Source organism: Microbacterium oryzae, from assembly GCF_009735645.1.
In the GTDB taxonomy this organism is placed as follows: Bacteria; Actinomycetota; Actinomycetes; order Actinomycetales; family Microbacteriaceae; genus Microbacterium; species Microbacterium oryzae.
Genome location: NZ_CP032550.1, coordinates 1,636,224 through 1,654,130 on the forward strand (window position 1 = coordinate 1,636,224; position 17,907 = coordinate 1,654,130).

Below are 17,907 nucleotides of genomic sequence, written 5' to 3' on the forward strand. Positions count from 1 at the left end.
CTCGGTCATCAGCAGGACTGCTCGTCGAAGACGACGACCCGCTGTTCCTCCGACGCCGTGTCTGCGGCGCCGCTGGTCAGGGTGACGGCCATGGTGCCCTCGGGCATGGCGCTCATGCGCGTCGAGAAGGCCTGGCTGGCACGCGAACCCGGTGCGAGCTCGGCGATGGTGCGCTTGCCGTAGGGCGTGTCCAGCCGGATGGTCACGGGCGCGTCGTCCGCGTTGGCGGCCGTCACGACGAGGGTCGCCTTGGAGGCCACGCAGCGCGCAGTCGTCGTGACGTCCACGTCGAGCGTCGGTGAGGCGGACTCCGCCGCCCACGCCTCGAACTCGAGGATGCCGCTCGAGCCCTGTGCGCTCGCGTCGCCCCACGCCTGCATGAGCACGCGCAGGCGCGACGTCGTGACGGGGGCGAAGGTCACCTCGTTGAGGGTCTCCGAGGAGCGCGCGTACGGGTCATCCGTGTCGACGTCGCGCCACTCACCGGAGGCCTCGTCGCGGTACTGCAGGCGCCACTCCCGCGGCGGGATCATCCCGGCGTTCGCGGCATCCGCTGCGTCGCGGAAGAAGAGCACGCCCGCGCGGTCGAGCGTGACGGCGCGATCCCATTCCAGCTGCACCCACTGCTCGCCGACGTTCGGCCAGGTGCCCCACGACGAGCCGGTGAGCGATCCGTCGTTGACGGCGGCCACGCTGTTCCATCCCGAGGTGTACGAGGCGGTGGCCGTGGCTCGCGGAGCGACGTTGCCCTCCATCGGCACGTCGGAGCCGATGGGCACGTCGACGCTCGCGGTCAGCGACACGTTGCCCGCCGCATCCCGCGCGCGCAGGAGCAGGCGATGGGGCTGCTCGTCGACCGCCACGGGCTCCGTATATGCGGTCCACGCGGTGGGGGCGTCGATCGCGTACTCGACGCGCGCGATCCCCGATCCCCGATCGGCGGCCTCCGCGCTGACCGTGCGCGCCCCCGCGTCGAGCGCGCCCGTCACGGTGGGCCGCACGGTGTCGATGCGCACGGTGGTGGAGCCGACCTCCGACACGTTGCCCGCGGCGTCCGTCGCCCGCGCGCGCACGGTGTGCTCGCCATCCTCCGACAGCGTCTCCTCGACGGCGCGGACGTCCGTCGTGGTGCGCCAGGGCGCGTCGCCGACGGCGAAGTCGATGGTGGTGCGCTGGTCGTGGTCGTCGATCGCCGCCGCGCGGATGGTGACCGGCGACACGAACCAGCCCTCCGCCCCTGCGACGCCCGTCGTGGTCAGCGTCACCTCGGGTGCGAGGGCGTCCTGCGGTTCCCCGAGCACCTCCAGCTCGCCGAGAGCCGCCGGCGAGGCGCCGCCGTCCTGCGGCGTCAGCATGACGCGGACCGCGTCGGCGGCGATGGGTGCGAACGTGACGGTGCTCGCCGCCCCGGCCTCGATCGGTGCGGCGTCGGCGTCCGACACATCGGTCCAGACCCCGTCCACCCGCACCTGCACGGCCCAGGCGGCCGGCAGGTCGGCGAGGTCGTCCGCGGTCCAGAAGTGCGCGGTGACGGTGTCGACGACGACCGGCGCGGCCCAGGAGTACCCCGCCCAGCCGGGCTCGCCGCTTCGCGGGTCGGGCCGCCACACGGCCGCCTCCGCTCCGTCGTACGCGACGACGCCGTCGTTGAGCGCCGCCGTCGTCGCGCCCGTCGCCGTCGACTGCGCCGCCGCTGCGCCGGTCAGCGCGAGGTTGGTGCGCCACGGGTGCTCATCACGGACCACGACCTCGGCCGAGATGCGGCCAGCGGCGTAGCCCTCGACGAAGCCGCTCACGGTGAAGGTGCCGGCGGCCGCGTACGCAGCCTCGTCGATCGCGTCCCACTGCACGGGTGCGGCGATGTGCTCGCCCGCGTATTCCAGCGCGACGGTCGTCGGCAGGTCCGGAGCGACACCTGCCACAGTGGTCGCGGTCACCGCGGCGACGCCGTCGGGCTGCACCGCGTGCACCTCCCACTCCTCGACAGCCACGGCGGAGTACCGACCCGCCGGGCCGGGAGCCGCGTCGAGCACGGCGCGCAGCCGCGAGGTCGTCACCGCTTCGAACGTCACCTCGTGCATCTCGCGCGTCGAGGTGGGGTACCCGCTCGGCTCGCGGACGTCCTTCCACTCGCCGGCTTCCCAGTACTGCAGCCGCCAGGCGGCAGGATCGGCCACGCCATCCCCCGTTCCCGGCGCGGTGTCGCGCCAGAACTGGATGCGGGCGCGGTCGACGCGGACCGGGGTCGTCCAGTCGTACTGAATCCACTCCTGCGCCGGCCGGCTCGCGGTCCAGCTCCCCCACATGTCCGGCGGCAGCGGATTCGGGCGCACGAGCTCGTCGTTGAGGGCCTTGATCCAGTACTGCGTGGGAATCGGCTCGTTCGATGCCGAGACCGTCGCCCATGGCGCGACGTTGGAGCGCGGGGTCTGGTCGGCGCCGTGAGCGGGCGTCGTCACCACCGGCAGGATGCGGGCGGGTGTCTGCGTCTCATCCCAGTTGAGCTCGTCGATCGCGACCGAGCGGCGGAAGTGGTTGCCGCCTTCCGCATCGGCCGTGTGGTACGCCATGTACCACTGGCCCTGGAACTCCGCGATGGCCGGATGGCTGGTCGTCGACGACACCGGGGCGAGGATCCGGCCTCGGTGGGTCCACGGGCCGAGAGGGCTCGGCGACGTCGAGTACGCGATGCACGCGTGATAGGTCGCCTCCGTGCATCCGCTCGCCGGCCCGGCGTTGTTCGCGGCGTATGCGAGGTAGTAGGTGTCGTCGCGTTCGAAGAGCCACGGCGCCTCGAAGAAGCCGGTGACGCCGCTCGTGATCTGCGTGGGCGATCCGACCAGGGTCTTCATGTCGGCGGCGAGCTCGATGGCCTGGAGGCGTCCGAAGCTCCCCCAGTGCATCCAGACGCGGCCGTCGTCGACGAGCACGGTCGGGTCGATGTTGTGGGCGTCGTTGTCGAGGATCGTCTGCGACACGATCGGGCGGTCGGCGTGGTCAGTCCACGGACCGAGCGGCGTGTCGGAGACGGCGACGCCGATGCCGAACTTGTCGTCCGCGGTGCTCGCCGCCTCGTGCACCGGCACGTACCAGTAGAACCGTCCGTCCGTGCCCTCGACGACCTGCCCTGCGTACGCGCGTCCGGGCGTCGCCCAGTCGAAGACCTCCTCGGGGCGCATGAGCGACGGGTGGTGCTCCCACTCGCCGCCGTCGACGTCGGTGGTGGAGAACGCCTGCCACTCGTTCATGACGAAGTCGTTGATGTTCTCGCCCGCTTCGTCTCGCCCGGCATGCAGATAGAGGGTGTCGTCTGCGACCAGCAGCGTGGGGTCGGCGGAGTACACCGAGCCGTCGCCGATGATCGGGTTCTGCGTGGCGGCGGTCGCCGCCGTCGGCGTCGACACGGCCAGCGCCACCGCCACGGCGCCCGCGCAGAGCAGGCGCCCCCATCGCATCCACGTCGAGACCACGGCGTCCTCCGTTTCGTCGCCCTCCGCGTCGAGGGGATCGCCCCGGACGTTACCGGTAACAGCGACGGAGCCGCAAGCGTTTTCGAAGCCTTTCGAAGACCCCACCGCAGCAGCGCGTTCCTGACCGGCCGCAGTCACGAGGAGCGGCGCGACGCTGCGCCAGCCGGCACGGTCGACGACGCAGTGCCGGGCGAAGACCACCGTCTCGAGCATCAGCCCATGCAGCACTCAGATCGGCAGGGTACGCCGATCACCCGCACGCGGAACAGCACCGACATGAGCGGAAGCAGCAGGATCGCCGAGGCGTCGCGCCCCGAGCTGACGAGCGTCGATGCGAACCTCCAGGAGCTCGGCCGCGCCGCACCACCTGCCGGTGCGGACCATCATCCGCGGGTCGACGGTGCCGCAGCACTGAGCGCCGTCCTCGGCCTCCCGGTGGCCGGTCGAGGTGCTAGGCGGCTTCCCCGCGGCCGTGACACGCGACACAAGCGGATGCGTGAGGAACCACCCCGAGCCGAGCAGGCGGAATCTGGCTGCCGCAGCGGACGCACTGACCGTACGTTCCGGCATCGAGGCGCTGCAAAGCAGCGCTGATCTGCTTCACCACCAGCCGGGTGGACGCCACGGTCTGGTAGGCGATGGGATCGACGCTCGGAAGTGCTCGAGGTTCGAGTTGGCGGAGAATCTCCTCGCGTTCCTGCAGGTGCTGCTCGAGTTGCTTCCTCACAGAGATGGCGTCACCGACGTCGATGTGGGCGGGGGTCTGGACTGCCATCACTGCTCCTTGCGTGGGGAAAAGCGCCGAATACAAAAAAGCGCCGCCGAAGCGACGCACTGCTGGCCCGGAGGAACCCGTATCGGCCTCTCGTGCTCCCACCATAGCGAGCCGTGCAGAAAAGGCAAGTTTCCGCCGTTATAAGGAAATACCACCTCACGGCGGCCGGCCCGGTTGCTTTAAATCCGCTGCTCGCTATGGTGAAGGCATGGCAACCGTTTCAATTCCTCGTGTCGACGTCTCGGCGCTTTCGGTTGCCCGATTCCTGTCGGCTGTGGTATTTCCACCCGGACCGGGTCTGCGATTTCTTCATATTCGACGAGCTCCCCCGTGAAACGGGAGTGCCCTGCTCGGGAGAACGCGTCGCATACCTGTGCGGCGCGTTCTTTTTCGTATCCGGAGAAAGGATGGAAGACCATGGACGATTTCCCTGCAGCGCGTGTGGGCGAGGCAGCAGACGCCCGAATCGCTGCCCTGCGAGATGAGTTGCAGAAGTACCGACGGCAGCACGAGGACGCTCTGACCGCGCTGCCGCCCCGATCAGAGGATCCCGTCTTGCACGCTCTGGCGGCGCCGTCGCGCGAGGTCCTCCACCAGGTCAACGCGGCGCTCAGGAGGCTCGCGGAGGGGCGCTACGGGCGGTGCATCTCCTGCCAGCGCCCGATCCCCGCGAAGCAGCTGAAGCCGCGACCCTACCTCCTCGAGTGCCTCGCCTGTTCCATACCGCCTGGGCCGCTGGCGAAGGGCAGTTGAGATGGCCACCACAGAGAGGATGGCCAGCACACCCGGCAGCATCGCCGTCCACGGCGATCCGCTGCGCACCCTCGACGGCATCTGCCACGCAGACCCGCTGCAGTTGCGGGGCGTGGATCTCCTGGTCATCGGCGTGGATGCGCGCAGGGCCCGCACCAAGGCGGACTTCGTGGCGGAGCTGGACGAATTGGGGCGAACCGCTCGCGACTTCCCCGTGTCGGTGCCGCAGATCATCGCGGTGATCGAGCACGCCGGTCGCCGCGAACCGTGGACGTACACGATGCTGCGACGTTGGGCATTGTCGATTCATCGCCGCTTCCAGCAAGTGCGCGGAACCGACACCGTCGTCACGGTCCTTCTCGTGGACTCGAGCACGAGCCCCGCGCTCGTCGCGAAGAGGATCGGAGAGCTCGCTCAGCGGCCGCCCGGAGTGAACGTCGCGGCGGTGCTTTCTGCGCAGGAGATACACAATCAGACCATCACGGAGGCATCGACCAACGACTTCATCTGAAATTCCGACACCGTAATCGATCTGTTCGCATTCGATGGAAGGGCTCACAATGGGAACTCTGCACTATGGCCTCGAAGGCGCACCTATTCACATGCCGGATCGCACGCTCGCGCATCTGCGCACGGTGATCGCCACGAAATTGCGCCGACATGAGAGCTTCACGATCACATGGCGGCATCGCACCGATCAGGAACAAGGGCGGAGCACGATATGGATGCATGAATCCATTCCGCTGCGGTTCGTCTTCAGCAGCCCGACACCCGTCGAGATGGATCCCCGGTGGCTCGGCGACCTCGCCGATGCAGCCGGCTCCAGCACCGGCATCATCCTCTCCGACGCGGACACTGCTCCTGCTGCTGCCCTGACGCCGGTGCCCGTGCGCCGAGCTGCTTGACGACATCGGGCAGCTGCGCGACAGGCCCATCATCGACGGGCTGCCCGGAGCTCACCGGCCGCGGCGTCGCTACCGCAGCAGCGCGCGCCTGACCGGCCCCGGCAGCTCGAACACCACGCGCGCGGGTGTGCGCACGACCAGCTCGAACACGCCGATGCTCAGGAAGGCGATGGCCGCGGTGACGAGGAGCGGCGCGACGCTGCGCACGCCGGCCCGGTCGATGACGCTCCCCCAGTGCGGCACGTACGCCAGCGTCTCGAGCAGCAGCCCATGCAGCACGTAGATCGGCAGGGTGCGCCGACCGACCCATCCCAGCACCGCGCCGATCGCGCGCACCCGGCACAGCACCGACATGAGCAGAAGCAGCAGGATGGCCGCGGCCGCGTCGCGAGGGACGGACAGCACCACGTACACATGCGGATTTCCCTGGGCGATGATCCCGCCGGCGCCGAGGTACACGGCGAGCGCGGCTACGGCGAACGGCGCGTGGCGCGCATGCACCCGCTCGCGCAGCCAACTCGACCCGTAGACGCCGATCGCGAAGAACACGGCGTAGCGCATGAGGTTGCGGTACTGATCGTTGTTGTCCGCCACCGGCACGTAGTGGCTGCAGATCGACAGGATGGCGAGCGCCACCAGGATGAGCGCAGGGTCGACGCGGCGGAGTGTGGCGAGGAGCGCAGACCACACCGCGAGCGCGAAGACGTACCAGAGGATGGTCCGCGGCAGGACGAGCTGGTCGAGGTAGGCGTCCAGGCGGAATCCCTCCCCCATGCCGATGGGTCCCGTCCACACGTACGAGCCGATGAGGCCGGCGAAGAGGGCGAACGCGAGCAGCCAGACGGCGTAGAGCCAGGACGACGAGGCGACGGAGACGCGAACGGTGCGATCCGACCATCCGGTGCGGACGCGCCTCGCGAGCAGGAGGCCGGAGAGCATGGCGAGCCCGGGCATCCGGAACGGCGTCATCGCGTCGATGAACCACGACCAGAAGCCGGTGGATGTGCCGGGCTGCAGGTAGCCGAGGTACGCGGAGAGGGTCGTGTGCATGAGCACGACCGCAAGGACGCAGACGCCGCGGGCGGCGTCGATCCAGACGATCCGCTCGGTTTGTGGCACGCGCTCGATCCTACGAGGCCCGGTCGCCGCGGCCGGACGTTGAGCGAGGGAGCGCCAGCGACCGAGACGAAACGCGGTGAGCCGATGTCGAGAGCCGGGTTGCGGCGTTTCGTCTCGCTTCGCTCGCTCAACGTCCAAACAGCTCTACTTTCTCGCGCTCCCGCTGACCGCTTCCGTCGTGGTGTCCGTCTCCGGGATCAGCACCCGGTACGTCTGACCGGCACCGCTCTTGTGCGTGAACGAGGCCGAGCCGTTCACGAGCTTGCTCGTCTCGACCGACTTCCAGCCCTTGTCGCCCTTCACCTGCAGCACGGCCTTGTCCGCCGAGAAGGTCACGTGCTCGGGCTCCGCGTAGGGTTTGAAGCGGGTCGCGGTCGCCCGCACCGTCGCGTACTCGCCGGAGCGCGTGATGGACGAGATGCTCGCCTTCGCCTCGGCTCGCGCGTAGAACGACCCCTTCGTCGTATCCACTCCGCTCCGGAACGACGAGGGGTAGTCGACCCACCACTCGGTGGAGCCGAGCGTGAACTCGCCCAGGCCATCCGAGGGGCAGTACTGGAGCCGCTTCTCGTCCGGATTGCGGTCGGAGTAGAACGCCACCCACGTGACGAGGCGCGACCCGCGCGCAACGTCGACCCGCGCGTGCCAGCTCTCCACGCCCTCGCCGATCTCGCTCTCGAGGGCGACCGTGACGTACCGGCAGCCGTCCTCATCCGGCCCGACGACGACGTCCTTCGCCGACAGCCCGGTCGCATCGAAGTGCGGAGACTGAGCGGATGCCGCGGGCTCGATGTCGACGATGACGGCGTCATCCGTGTCGGCCGCGGCGGGCAGAGCGAGGCCGAGCGCCAGGGCGGCGCCGGCGACGAGGCCGGCCACTCGCGTGGTCAGGGTGCGCATGGATGTCTTCCGTTCGGGTGAAAGAGCATCCGGATGGCCCCCCTTTCGGATACCCGCCGACTCTAGCGGGACGTTGATCGCCGGATCAACACGCGTGGCGCGCGACGAACCTCTCGATCTCGCGCGCGAACACGTCTTCCCCGAAGTCCGCCGCCCGCACGCGGCACGCGTCTGACGACGACCCGAGCGCCTTCGAGACCGCCGCCTCCAGCTCCGCTGGGGACTCCCAGTCGTGCACGTGCGCGCCGGTGACGCCGTCGAGCACCGACTCCACCGCTCCCCCGACGGCGTTGGCCAGCACAGGGGTCCCCGCCGCCATTGCCTCGACCGGGATGATCCCGAAGTCCTCGATCGGCGCGAACACCAGCGCGGATGCCCGCTGCAGGATGGCTGTGAGCAGCGGCGTCGACGGATGGTGCACGAACGTCACCGCGCCCGGGTACGTCTCCTCGGCGATGGCGCGCAGGCGCTCCTCGTCCGGGCCGGATCCCGCGAGTACGACCGGCAGCCCTGACGCGCGGCCCGCCGCGATCGCCGCGTCGAGCCGCTTGTACGGCACGAAGCGCGAGAACCCCAGGATGAACGACTCCGGCAGCGCGTCGAGCCGATCCTGCTCGGCGGCGGTGAGCTCCGGCTCCTGGCCGAACCCGGCGACGGCGACCGGCGGGTAGATGACCTCGGCCTTGCGCTCCCATGCGTCCGCGACGCGCTCGGCGATGAACCGGCTGTTCGCGGCGATCGCGACGGGCTCCTGGGCCCGCTTGCGGTCGAGGGGTTTCAGGGCCATCGAGAGCGCACGGGCCGGCAGGCTGTCGCCACGGCCATCCAGCTCGGGAACCCAGATGTACCGGGCCGGCGTGTGCGTGTAGACGACCTTCGGCGCATCCCGCGCCGGACCCGCGAAGCGCGCGTGATGCGCGAACAGGTGCGAGCTCGTCAGAACCCAGTCGGCATCGCGCTCGGGCAGGTGCCGCCAAACCGTCGGCATGAACGGCAGCGCGACGGCCTTCCGCCCCCGGAGCGGCGTTTGCGCGAGCAGCGTCTCGTGCACGGGCTGGAAGCGCTCGCCGGCCTCGTTCCAGAGGCACCAGCGCTCGGCGTCGGGGAAGACCCGCGCGATCGCCTCGAACACGTTCTCGGAACCGCCGGCGGGCGAGAGCCACTCGTGCACGATCAGACCGCTCAACGCCATCTCCTCCGGTGAAGCTGTGCCTCGATCCTATGGCGGCGTTTCTGAGAGATCGGGCGGCTCCTACTCCTCGTACGCCTTCGCGGGAACCTGCGTCGCGAGCTTCCCGCCGCTCACATCGAGAAGGGTCCCTGTGATGTACCGGGACGCGTCACTCGCGAGGAACAGCAGCAGGTCGGCGACCTCATCCGCCGAGCCCCAGCGACGCAGCGTGAGCGTGTCGAGCAGCCGATCCTGCGCGGGCTGCGGCATCTCCGCGAAGCCGTTCATCGCGGTCGGGATCATCCCCGGCGCGTAGGCGTTAACGGTGACGCCGTGCGGACCCAGCTCCCCCGCGAGCACGCGTGTGAGCTGCACGACCGCCGCCTTCGAGGCCGCATACGCCGCGCTGCCAACGCTTGGCACGATCGCCGCGAACGACGCCGCATTGATGATCCGCCCGTATTGGCTCTCGGTCACGTACGGGATGGCTGCCTGACAGACCCGGAAGACGCCCGCCACGTTCACATCGAAGCAGCGCTGCCACGCCTCCTCCTCGAGGTCGGCGACGCGCCCCTCGACGTTGATGCCGGCGTTGTTCACCACGACATCGATCCCACCGAAGCGCTCGGCGACGCCTGCGAGCGCCGTCCGCACCGAAGCCGTGTCGGTGACGTCAGCGACGAGCCCGAGAGCGCTCTGCCCTCGGCCGTCTGCAGTCGAGGCGAACTCCTCCACGCCCTCCGCGACGACATCCAGCGCCGCCACGTGGGCTCCCGCCTGCGCGAAGGCCTCTGCGATCGCCCGACCGATCCCTCGTCCGGCGCCGGTGACGACGACCACGCGTCCTGCGATCCCGAAGTCCATGCGTACCTCTCTCCCGTCGTCGTAGCTCGCGCCATCCGCTGTGCCTAGTCTGGGCTCATCCGCCGACATCGCCGATCACGAAGGAGCCCCGTCATGACGAAGCGCAGAGTCCTGTGGGTGACCGGGGCCGGCAGCGGCATGGGCCGTGCGGCAGCGATTGCGGCCGGCACGAGCGGATGGCGCGTGGCCGTGAGCGGACGCCGTGCGGATGCGCTCGCCGAGACCGCCGCGCAGGTGCGCGCCGCCGGCGGGGAAGCGTTCGAGGTGCCCGTCGATGTACGGGACGCCGCGGCGCTCGCGGACGCGCACGCGCGGATCGCGCAGTCGTGCGGACCGGTGGACGCGCTCGTGCTCGCGGCGGGCCTCAACGCTCCGCGCCGCAACTGGGCGAATCAGTCGCTGGAGGAGTTCGCCGCCATCGTCGACACCAACCTCACGAGCATCGCGCGCGCGGTCGACCTCGTGCTGCCTGGGATGCGCCAGCGCGAGCGCGGAGACATCGTCGTCATCTCCTCTCGGGCAGGATGGCGCTTCTCACCCGACTCGGGCGTCGCCTACTCCGCGAGCAAGACCGCGCTCTCGCCGCTCGTCTCCTCGATCAACGATCAGGAGGGCCGGCACGACATCGAGGCCTGCCATCTCTGCCCCGGCGAGGTCGACACGGACTTCCTCGACCTGCGCCCGAACGTGCCGGGTGCCGAGCAGCGCGCGACGATGCTCACCGCCGACGACGTCGGGCGGGCCGTGCAGTTCGTGCTGGAGTCTCCCCCACACGTCCGCATCGACGAGCTCGTGATCTCACCCGCGAGCCAGCGGTAGCGCCGGGCGCTCAGCCGCAATCCGGCTGAGTCACCTCCGTCGGCACCTTCTTGACGAGCGGGGTGTGCACCACGTCGAGGGGCCCGTACTCCTCCCCCGCGACGCCCGCGAAGGTCACCTTGAACGTGTGCGACGTCGACGGCTCGTTGAACACGCGGATGCGCACCGCAGGTCGCCCTTCGTCGGTCGTTCCGACGTCGGGCTGCTCAGCCTCGCCGTCGACCTCCGCAGAGACGTAGGTACCGCCGACAGGTCCGTAGAACACCATGTCGGTGGCCTTATTGCCCTTCGCGAAGTGGTTTGCAGTCGAGATGTAGTACGGCAGCGTTGCGACGTCAGCAGGGTCGAGCGTGTAGTTGTAGGTCGCCTCAGTCGTGAATGTCGGGGCCTCGTCCGCCTGGCAGGCGTTGCTCGTAGCCGACACGCTCATATCTGCGTAGTAGTCGAGCTTTCCCTCGGTGGTGTCGTTCACGAACACACCGAGAGCCGTCTCCTTCTGGTTGTCCTCGGGAAGCGGACCGGCCAGCGACGTTCCCTCGACCGCGCGCGCTTCAATCGGATCCGTCGAGGAGAAGAGGATGCGGCCTTCGCCAGAGGCCTTACCGATGGCCTGCGCGAGCTTGACTATGTCAGCGGAGCCACCAGTGATCTTCTCGAAGACACCGCCGGCGGCCGCCGCGAAGAACGCGTCCTGGGCTTTCTTCTCGGATTCAGTGTCGCCGGGATACTTGAAGTAGACCCCGTTCAGCAGCAGATCGACCGCATTGGAGGAATTCAGCTCCTGCCCGCTGGGCAGGCCGACGCCTCCCGTCGCTTCGAGCATGTAACCGAGCGCGACGGGGTCGAGCGACAAAACTCCCGCGCCAGGATCTCCATACGTCTCCTGCCAGAAAGCCCGGACGAGGTTGGCTGTCTCGCTGAACTTCGGGGTCATCGTAGAGTCCTGGATCCAACGCCCGACACGGTCGCCGTACAGGGTCTCTGTGCCTTCGTCGAGCGGGATGATCGGCGTCTCTCGCGCGTTGTTGAAGTCAGTCGAAGCAGCCTGCTTGGTAATGGCGATGCGACCCTGATCAGCAGTGAGCATCATGATCGAGGCTGGATTCCCACCAGTGGTTCGCGCTTCGGCGTTGTTCTGCACAATTGTGATGTAGTTACGCGGCCCGTCCGCACCGAGCATCGACGGCAGGTGAGGCATGAGCTCGTCAAGGCGCACGAGTGAGGGCCAGAGGTCGCTCACCGTGCCAGTGAGCTGTCCGACCGCGTCGCCGACGGGTGCGACGAGCGTCGAGGTGTCGATCGCGGAGAGATCGATCTGCACCTCCTCTGTCGCGATGGCAGCCTGCGAAACGGGCTCGGCCATAGAGCGCACGACATCGAGGTTGATGGCGCCGTCCGTCGGCCCCAAAGCCTTGATTTCCACACCAGCGAAGGGCTTGAGCGCATCGCGCACGAGATCGTCTGCGGCCGCGGTCGCCAGCCGCACCGATTGAACGTCGTCGCCAATGAATGGCAGCCACTCAACGCCGCGCCAGAGAACGTGACCAGTCGCCATGCGAGCAGTGCGGGTCTTGTCGGCCGCCTCATCGACGGATGCCTGAGCACCGGCGGAGTCGCCCGAAGCGATCTGTTCCTGGACATCGCCGGCGACAGGAACCACGTCACGCAGGGCGCTGTAGGCAATGAAGGCGCTCACCCCGAGCACGGCGACCCAGGCGAGCAGGAGGATCGGAATCCCCCAGCCGAGCCAGCGACGCAGCTTCCTACGCCGTGTGCTGGCACTGTCAGAGGGTGCACCGTTCCTGTGCCCCGCTGCTCCCTCTCCGGTCATGTCGCCAACTCCCGCAGTCCAGCCGCCATGCGTAGCCCTTCGAGTAACGTCCGGCCGGCGTCACGGCCAACCTACTTGCGATCCCGTCAATCATAGGCGGGCGGTCAAAGCGCCCCTGCTGAGCGTCGTCTGCCCTCGAATGTGGATCCCGAAGGGCATTCAGAGCAGTTCGATAGCATGTGCCGACCCGCAGCCGATCGGCCTGTGGCAACTCGGAGCAACGCCAGATGATGAACCACAGGCAAGCAGCAGCACTGCGATCCGGAAGGAATTCCATCCCGGACGCCCTCCGGGGTATCTCCTGGAGTGCACGGTTCTTGTGGCTCGCGATCGCGGTCTTGCCATTCCAGCAGGCCCTGACCTTGGATCTGGGATTTCCGCTCAAGGCGACCGAAGTACTCGCTTTCGTCGGGATCATCCTCTTCGTCGTTGAGAGGCGAACGGACTTCTTCAAGAGAACAGGACCGTTGTTCTCGACGTGGGCGGCACGCCTCGTTGTCGCCCTCGCGCTGGTGGTCATCGTCTCGAGCTGCTGGGCGCTGGTCGCGAAGGCGCCCGCGCCGCGAGCCGAAGCCTACCCGCGCGGCATTGTCTTTGATCTCGGGCTCTATACCTGTTACGCCGGGTTCGCCCTCGCCCTGTTCATCGCGCTCATCAACTCCATGGATTGGTCCCTGCTGGCGCGTGCCGTAGGTGTCGCGGTGCGGCTGGCCGCGGTCTATAGCGTGATCCAGATCGTCACCTGGGCGTTGGATTCGGGCTGGCTCGAAGCCGTCAACGGCAACATCCAGATCGGAACTCTGTACGGTACGGGTCTGCCCAGGAATGGTCCATTCCTGGAGGGCAACTACCTCGGATTCTTCGCAGCCTGCGCGCTCCTCCTGCTCGCCCGCTCGCGTGATGTGGTGGGCGTCGTCGTCGCAGTGACGCTCATCGCTTACTCGGCATCGACGGGCGCGATCGTGGCGATTGCTGTGGGTGTGCTCTTGATGATCATCCTGCGACCGTCGCGTCGCTCTGTGCTAGCCACCCTCGGAGTCGTGGCTGCGGCAGCGACCCTCTTCATGGTCGTGCCCCCACTCAATCGCTTCGCGACGGCCCAGCTGACGAAGTTGGGCCTGGTCGAGAACCGCTTGGGCGACTCCTACGGATACTCCTTGCGGTCGCGAACTGCCAACGCCGACACCGGCTTCTCGATTGCCCTAGACAATCCGCTGCTCGGGGTCGGCCAGGGCCGATACGCGCTCCATTATTGGGATCATCTCGATCGCACGGGTCTCGCGCGTCGCTTCGGCGAGGGAACCGCGCGTCCGATCGCGAACAACGTGTACGCACAGTTGGCTGCGGAGACGGGACTGATCGCGCTCGCGATCTTCGCCTCCTTGCTCGTCCTGCTCCTGATCACTGGGCGACGCGAGGCGCGAAGCGTGGTGGGCCTCGTGGGCGCTATCGGGGTAGGCCTTGTTGCCTATCCTGCTTGGACAAGCCTTGTCGTGTGGGTGATGCTTGCGGCCGCAGCGGCACCATCCGTGGCATCAGCGAGCGTCGAGAGCAGCGCTCTGCTTCGAAGCGACCAACGACGGGAGCCTTGGGTCCTCTCCGCCTGGGGATGACCACCGTCCCTCCCGCGCCGCTCACGAGCGGCCTCGGCACCGCAGTGTCATGCACCCTCCGCAGGCCAACAGGAAGAATCAGCAGTGGTTGATATCGGTCGGATCTCACGAGCGCTGCGACGTCGCGCCCGGCGCGTAGTCGTCTGGTTCTGGGTCAGGAAGCTCGGCGTCCTTTCACGCGCGTCGCACGAGCCGCTCACACACCCGGGCGTCGGGCCCGTCGTCTCCCTCACCTCGTACGGCACGCGCATCCAGACCACGCACCTTATAATCGAGAGCATCGGACGAGGTCGATTGAAGCCCTCTCGCCTCATCCTCTGGCTCGATGAGGAGGAAGCTCTGGCGAACTTGCCGAAGTCTCTTCAGCGGCAGAGGAAACGCGGGCTCGAGGTGCTGCGTACCGAGAACTACGGTCCGCACAAGAAGTACTTCCCCTACGTGAGCTCACTGTCGGAACACTCGGATCCGCTAGTGACCGCCGACGACGACGTGCTGTACCCGACCGACTGGTTGGAGGTTCTCGAGCGACGAGCGCAGAGCAACCCACAGGACGTCACTGCGTACCGGGCCAGGCGCGTGAGCTTCGATGAGAGCGGTCTGGCGCCTTACGAAGCGTGGCCCTTCAGCTCGGACGGTTCGCCGTCTGTGCTCAATTTCGCGACCGGCCATTCAGGTGTCCACTACCCGCCTTCGATGTTGGACCGATTGCGCGAACTCGGCACAGACTTCCTGAACAAGTGCCCGCGCGCCGACGATATCTGGCTCCATTGGACCGCGCTTCGCACCGGACGGCGCGTGCAATTGGTGCACGAGCAGTCGTCCGAGTTCGACACGTTGGCGGGCACCCAGGCCGGGGGTCTTCGGCACCTCAACATTACGGACGGCGAGAACGACCGACAGATCCGAGCGACCTACTCGGCTGAGGATCTGAGGGACCTTGCCGCCGCGCACCTAGCATCGGGCACCGATGGCCAGCGGTAGGGGCAGCTCACGCAACATCGCCGTCGTCACGCTGGGGAATCTGTCAGCGCCAGCGGTTGCTCTCATCACCGCACCGATCCTTGCCAACGGGCTCGGCGCTGTCGGGCGCGGAGAGGTCGCTGCGGCGACGGCGCCGCTGATGCTCTGTGTCGCTGGCCTGACCGTCGGCATGCCGGAAGCTCTGACCTACTTCGTGGCTCGTATGCGGGCGATATCGACGGGAACAGTAATCCGCGCTCTGATCGTGAGTGCGGTCGCCGGCGGCTTCGGTTCCCTAGCCATTGCGCTACTCGCGATGGTGCTGGCCGACGGCGACAGGCAGCTAGCGACATTGATCTCGCTGTGCGCTCTCGGTGTCGTTCCCGCGCTGATTACTGGGTGCTGCAGAGGCATCGCGCGAGGTCGCCAGAAGTGGCGGCTCGTGGTCGCCGAGCAACTGGTGGGCGCGGCTACCCGCCTCATCGGTCTCGCCGGGCTGCTCACTCTCGACATGCTCACGCCCGCCACAGCCGCGGCCGTGCTGACGCTCGGCACCTTCACCGGCGTGCTCCCATACTTGGCGCTGCTCAAGAGGGAGAATACAGAGCCGACGCGGGTACCCTCGGGTGAACTGGTGCGATTCGGTCTCACGATCTGGCCTGGTGCTGTGGCAGGCGTGCTCCTCTCGCGCATAGATCAGGCGCTGTTTCTACCTTTGTCCACAGCAGCGGCACTGGGCGTGTACGCCGTCGCCGTCAGCCTTTCGGACGTCTCACGTGTCTTCAACGCCGCGGTCCGAGACGTCATCTTCGCGCGCGAGTCTGCCGCGACCGACGACACGAGCCTTGGAACGGCATCGCGATTGTCCACGTTGATCACGGCATTCATGTCGATAGTGGTCGCGATCGGAGTGGCGGTCTTGGCGGTGCCCCTTTTCGGTCAGGACTTCGCCGAGGTGCCGCTCGTCGTCGTGATCCTCCTAGCGGGAGTCATCGTCGGTAACCCCGGGTCGGTGGTCGGAGCCGGGGTGGCTGCGCGCGGACGGGCGTTGCTTCGCAGCCTTGCCATATGCATCGGCGTCGTGCTCAACGTCGTCCTCCTCTTGATCCTGGCTCCTCCTTATGGAGCGGTGGGTGCAGCCTGCGCAGCCGCGATAGCGAACGCGGTAACCGGTCAGACTGTGCTGTTGCTCTCTCGCCGCGTGATCCGAGTGCCCGCGCGCGATCTCCTCTTTCCGCGCCGGGGAGACCTCAGTCTCCTGGTGACCATGGCAAGAGGGCTACTGAGACGAGGGCGCTAGGTCTGGGCGCTCGATCTCGTTCATAGCCTCCGGTTCCAGGGCCAGCGGATTCCCATCGTTCTCGAACGCACGTCGTCTGGCTCCCTTGTAGGCTCGGCCGATGCCTACGAAAGCCCGATTAGCCTGGGTCGACGCTGCGCGTGCGTTCTCGATCGTGGCCATAGTGCTTGTCCATATCCATCTCTGGCTGCTTCCTCCCATCGAAGCCGCTTACCCCGAGACCGGAATCTGGGGACGACTGATATCCATCACCGGAGCTTTTCGTCTTCCGGTGCTGTTTGCTCTGTCCGGTTTCCTCGTCGCGGAGAGGGTCCGCTCCGGCTGGCGCGAGCGCCGCAACCTCACGAGGATCTTGAACTCCGCGTACCTGTACGTCATCTGGCTGGCCATCTACGCGCTCTTGTCGACGAAGATGCCGGGTAGCCAGCCGGTCGGGGTGCCGTGGGAGGCTTTCCTTCAGCAGCTCACCCTCCCACAGACGCCGCTGTGGTTCGTAATGTTCCTGGCGATTCACATGGCGGTGATAACCACATGCGCACGGCTCCATCCGGCCGTCGTGCTGACTGCCACGGCAATTCTCGCCTGGTTCTCGATCGTGGCGACGTTCCCTCCATATTTCGAAATGGTTCAGCGCGGTCTCTACTACCTCTTCTTCTTCGCGCTGGGCGTCTACAGCAAGGAGCTGCTCACCAAGTTCGCATCTCGCCGCGGGCTGCTCATGCGCCTCGTTTTCGCGATGACGACAAACGTGCTGACGACGGTCGCGATGGAGGGGCTGGCGATCGGTCCTGCATATCTGTTCCTGATTCTCCTGAGGGACGTCAGCGCGGTTCTGAGCATCGCTGCCGTGATGTCCCTCGTGTGCCAGTTCACACCGGCCTCACGAGTCCTCGGATTCATCGGTAAGCGCACCCTTCCGGTCTACGTCATGCACGTTCCCATGATCTGGGCCCTCATGACGCTCCGAGACCCAGTAACTCCTGCTCTTGAGGCGCCGCTCTTCAGGATGGCTGCGCCACTCATCGCGCTCGCCTTGATCCTCGGGACGAGCATCGCCCTGCACGCCGCTCTAAGACGACTGCCACTCGGCAGCATCTTCTTCGAGCTACCACGTGCCCTAACCACGCGAATTGCTCCAAGGGAGCCCGCTCCTCGGGCGTAGCTGTGGCGGGTCGACCTCCTCCGCGTACTCACGGTTACGGTCCTCGTCTTGTGGCACACGTGGCCGGTGCCGAAGGGGGAACCGCAGCTGTTGCTCGCAACGGGTCACGATCCCCTTTTTTTCCCGACCGGATGACTCTGGCGAACGAAGAAGCGCTCGATCGCAAAGGAGCTCCGTTCACGTTCGTTAATCCTCAACGGGCCCTAAGTCGCTTGCCTCGCTGTGATCTACTTCGGGTATGCCGGCTGGAAGCTGGCCGTTCAGG

14 protein-coding genes are annotated in these 17,907 nt (G+C 67.4%); 7 read left to right on the plus strand and 7 right to left on the minus strand.

What is annotated here, in order from left to right; translation table 11 throughout:
- Positions 1 to 8 precede the first annotated feature (8 nt).
- Positions 9 to 3,470 carry a family 43 glycosylhydrolase gene (locus tag D7D94_RS07645; RefSeq protein WP_156242044.1) on the minus strand — a complete coding sequence of 1,154 codons (3,462 nt, stop codon included), beginning with the start codon at positions 3,468 to 3,470 and terminating at the stop codon, positions 9 to 11.
- A gap of 451 nt (positions 3,471 to 3,921) precedes the next feature.
- Positions 3,922 to 4,245, minus strand: a complete 324-nt coding sequence (locus D7D94_RS07650) for a TraR/DksA family transcriptional regulator (protein WP_156242045.1) — start codon at positions 4,243 to 4,245, stop codon at positions 3,922 to 3,924.
- A gap of 754 nt (positions 4,246 to 4,999) precedes the next feature.
- On the opposite strand from D7D94_RS07650, the gene D7D94_RS07655 reads away from it, so the two are divergent.
- Both D7D94_RS07655 and D7D94_RS07660 read left to right on the plus strand, forming a co-directional pair.
- On the plus strand, positions 5,000 to 5,509 hold the full coding sequence (locus D7D94_RS07655) for a hypothetical protein (RefSeq protein ID WP_156242046.1): 510 nt from the start codon (positions 5,000 to 5,002) through the stop codon (positions 5,507 to 5,509).
- 49 nt (positions 5,510 to 5,558) lie between these two features.
- Positions 5,559 to 5,903, plus strand: coding sequence for a DUF7882 family protein (locus tag D7D94_RS07660; RefSeq protein WP_156242047.1), 345 nt, complete (start codon positions 5,559 to 5,561; stop codon positions 5,901 to 5,903).
- 69 nt (positions 5,904 to 5,972) lie between these two features.
- Here the strand turns inward: D7D94_RS07660 and D7D94_RS07665 are convergent, their stop codons facing one another.
- The 4 genes from D7D94_RS07665 to D7D94_RS07680 all read right to left on the minus strand — a co-directional run bounded on the left by D7D94_RS07665 (position 5,973) and on the right by D7D94_RS07680 (position 9,957).
- Positions 5,973 to 7,022: an acyltransferase family protein gene (locus D7D94_RS07665; RefSeq protein WP_173024252.1), complete on the minus strand. Its 1,050-nt coding sequence runs from the start codon at positions 7,020 to 7,022 to the stop codon at positions 5,973 to 5,975.
- A 144-nt stretch (positions 7,023 to 7,166) separates the two neighbouring features.
- On the minus strand, positions 7,167 to 7,922 hold the full coding sequence (locus tag D7D94_RS07670; RefSeq protein WP_156242049.1) for a hypothetical protein: 756 nt from the start codon (positions 7,920 to 7,922) through the stop codon (positions 7,167 to 7,169).
- Positions 7,923 to 8,007: 85 nt separating this feature from the next.
- Entirely contained in the window at positions 8,008 to 9,114 is a 1,107-nt protein-coding gene (locus tag D7D94_RS07675) for a glycosyltransferase (protein ID WP_425486967.1), read from the minus strand.
- 60 nt (positions 9,115 to 9,174) lie between these two features.
- Positions 9,175 to 9,957: an SDR family NAD(P)-dependent oxidoreductase gene (locus D7D94_RS07680; RefSeq protein WP_156242051.1), complete on the minus strand. Its 783-nt coding sequence runs from the start codon at positions 9,955 to 9,957 to the stop codon at positions 9,175 to 9,177.
- A gap of 93 nt (positions 9,958 to 10,050) precedes the next feature.
- On the opposite strand from D7D94_RS07680, the gene D7D94_RS07685 reads away from it, so the two are divergent.
- A complete protein-coding gene (locus D7D94_RS07685; protein ID WP_156242052.1) occupies positions 10,051 to 10,776 on the plus strand; it encodes an SDR family oxidoreductase in 726 nt (241 codons plus the stop codon).
- Positions 10,777 to 10,786: 10 nt separating this feature from the next.
- On the opposite strand, the gene D7D94_RS07690 is transcribed toward D7D94_RS07685, so the two are convergent.
- Positions 10,787 to 12,607 carry a DUF4012 domain-containing protein gene (locus D7D94_RS07690; protein ID WP_156242053.1) on the minus strand — a complete coding sequence of 607 codons (1,821 nt, stop codon included), beginning with the start codon at positions 12,605 to 12,607 and terminating at the stop codon, positions 10,787 to 10,789.
- Between the two features lie 227 nt (positions 12,608 to 12,834).
- Here D7D94_RS07690 and D7D94_RS07695 point away from each other — a divergent pair, with 227 nt between their 5' ends.
- From D7D94_RS07695 to D7D94_RS07710, 4 genes are all read left to right on the plus strand, one after another.
- Positions 12,835 to 14,220, plus strand: coding sequence for an O-antigen ligase family protein (locus D7D94_RS07695; protein WP_156242054.1), 1,386 nt, complete (start codon positions 12,835 to 12,837; stop codon positions 14,218 to 14,220).
- Positions 14,221 to 14,304: 84 nt separating this feature from the next.
- Positions 14,305 to 15,201 carry a glycosyltransferase family 2 protein gene (locus D7D94_RS07700; protein WP_156242055.1) on the plus strand — a complete coding sequence of 299 codons (897 nt, stop codon included), beginning with the start codon at positions 14,305 to 14,307 and terminating at the stop codon, positions 15,199 to 15,201.
- Complete coding sequence (locus D7D94_RS07705; RefSeq protein WP_156242056.1) at positions 15,188 to 16,480, plus strand: oligosaccharide flippase family protein; 1,293 nt, start codon at positions 15,188 to 15,190, stop codon at positions 16,478 to 16,480. The genes D7D94_RS07700 and D7D94_RS07705 overlap by 14 nt, the downstream gene beginning before the upstream one ends.
- A 100-nt stretch (positions 16,481 to 16,580) precedes the next feature.
- Positions 16,581 to 17,642, plus strand: coding sequence for an acyltransferase family protein (locus D7D94_RS07710; RefSeq protein WP_156242057.1), 1,062 nt, complete (start codon positions 16,581 to 16,583; stop codon positions 17,640 to 17,642).
- Positions 17,643 to 17,907: the final 265 nt, after the last annotated feature.

Excerpts from the sequence above, each read along its gene's own strand:
- D7D94_RS07655 (WP_156242046.1), top strand. The coding sequence starts at position 5,000 with ATGGCCACCACAGAGAGGATGGCCAGCACACCCGGCAGCATCGCCGTC.
- D7D94_RS07670 (WP_156242049.1), bottom strand. The coding sequence starts at position 7,922 with ATGCGCACCCTGACCACGCGAGTGGCCGGCCTCGTCGCCGGCGCCGCC.
- D7D94_RS07660 (WP_156242047.1), top strand. The coding sequence starts at position 5,559 with ATGGGAACTCTGCACTATGGCCTCGAAGGCGCACCTATTCACATGCCG.
- D7D94_RS07675 (WP_425486967.1), bottom strand. The coding sequence starts at position 9,114 with ATGGCGTTGAGCGGTCTGATCGTGCACGAGTGGCTCTCGCCCGCCGGC.
- D7D94_RS07705 (WP_156242056.1), top strand. The coding sequence starts at position 15,188 with ATGGCCAGCGGTAGGGGCAGCTCACGCAACATCGCCGTCGTCACGCTG.
- D7D94_RS07685 (WP_156242052.1), top strand. The coding sequence starts at position 10,051 with ATGACGAAGCGCAGAGTCCTGTGGGTGACCGGGGCCGGCAGCGGCATG.
- D7D94_RS07680 (WP_156242051.1), bottom strand. The coding sequence starts at position 9,957 with ATGGACTTCGGGATCGCAGGACGCGTGGTCGTCGTCACCGGCGCCGGA.
- D7D94_RS07710 (WP_156242057.1), top strand. The coding sequence starts at position 16,581 with ATGCCTACGAAAGCCCGATTAGCCTGGGTCGACGCTGCGCGTGCGTTC.
- D7D94_RS07690 (WP_156242053.1), bottom strand. The coding sequence starts at position 12,607 with ATGACCGGAGAGGGAGCAGCGGGGCACAGGAACGGTGCACCCTCTGAC.
- D7D94_RS07695 (WP_156242054.1), top strand. The coding sequence starts at position 12,835 with ATGATGAACCACAGGCAAGCAGCAGCACTGCGATCCGGAAGGAATTCC.
- D7D94_RS07650 (WP_156242045.1), bottom strand. The coding sequence starts at position 4,245 with ATGGCAGTCCAGACCCCCGCCCACATCGACGTCGGTGACGCCATCTCT.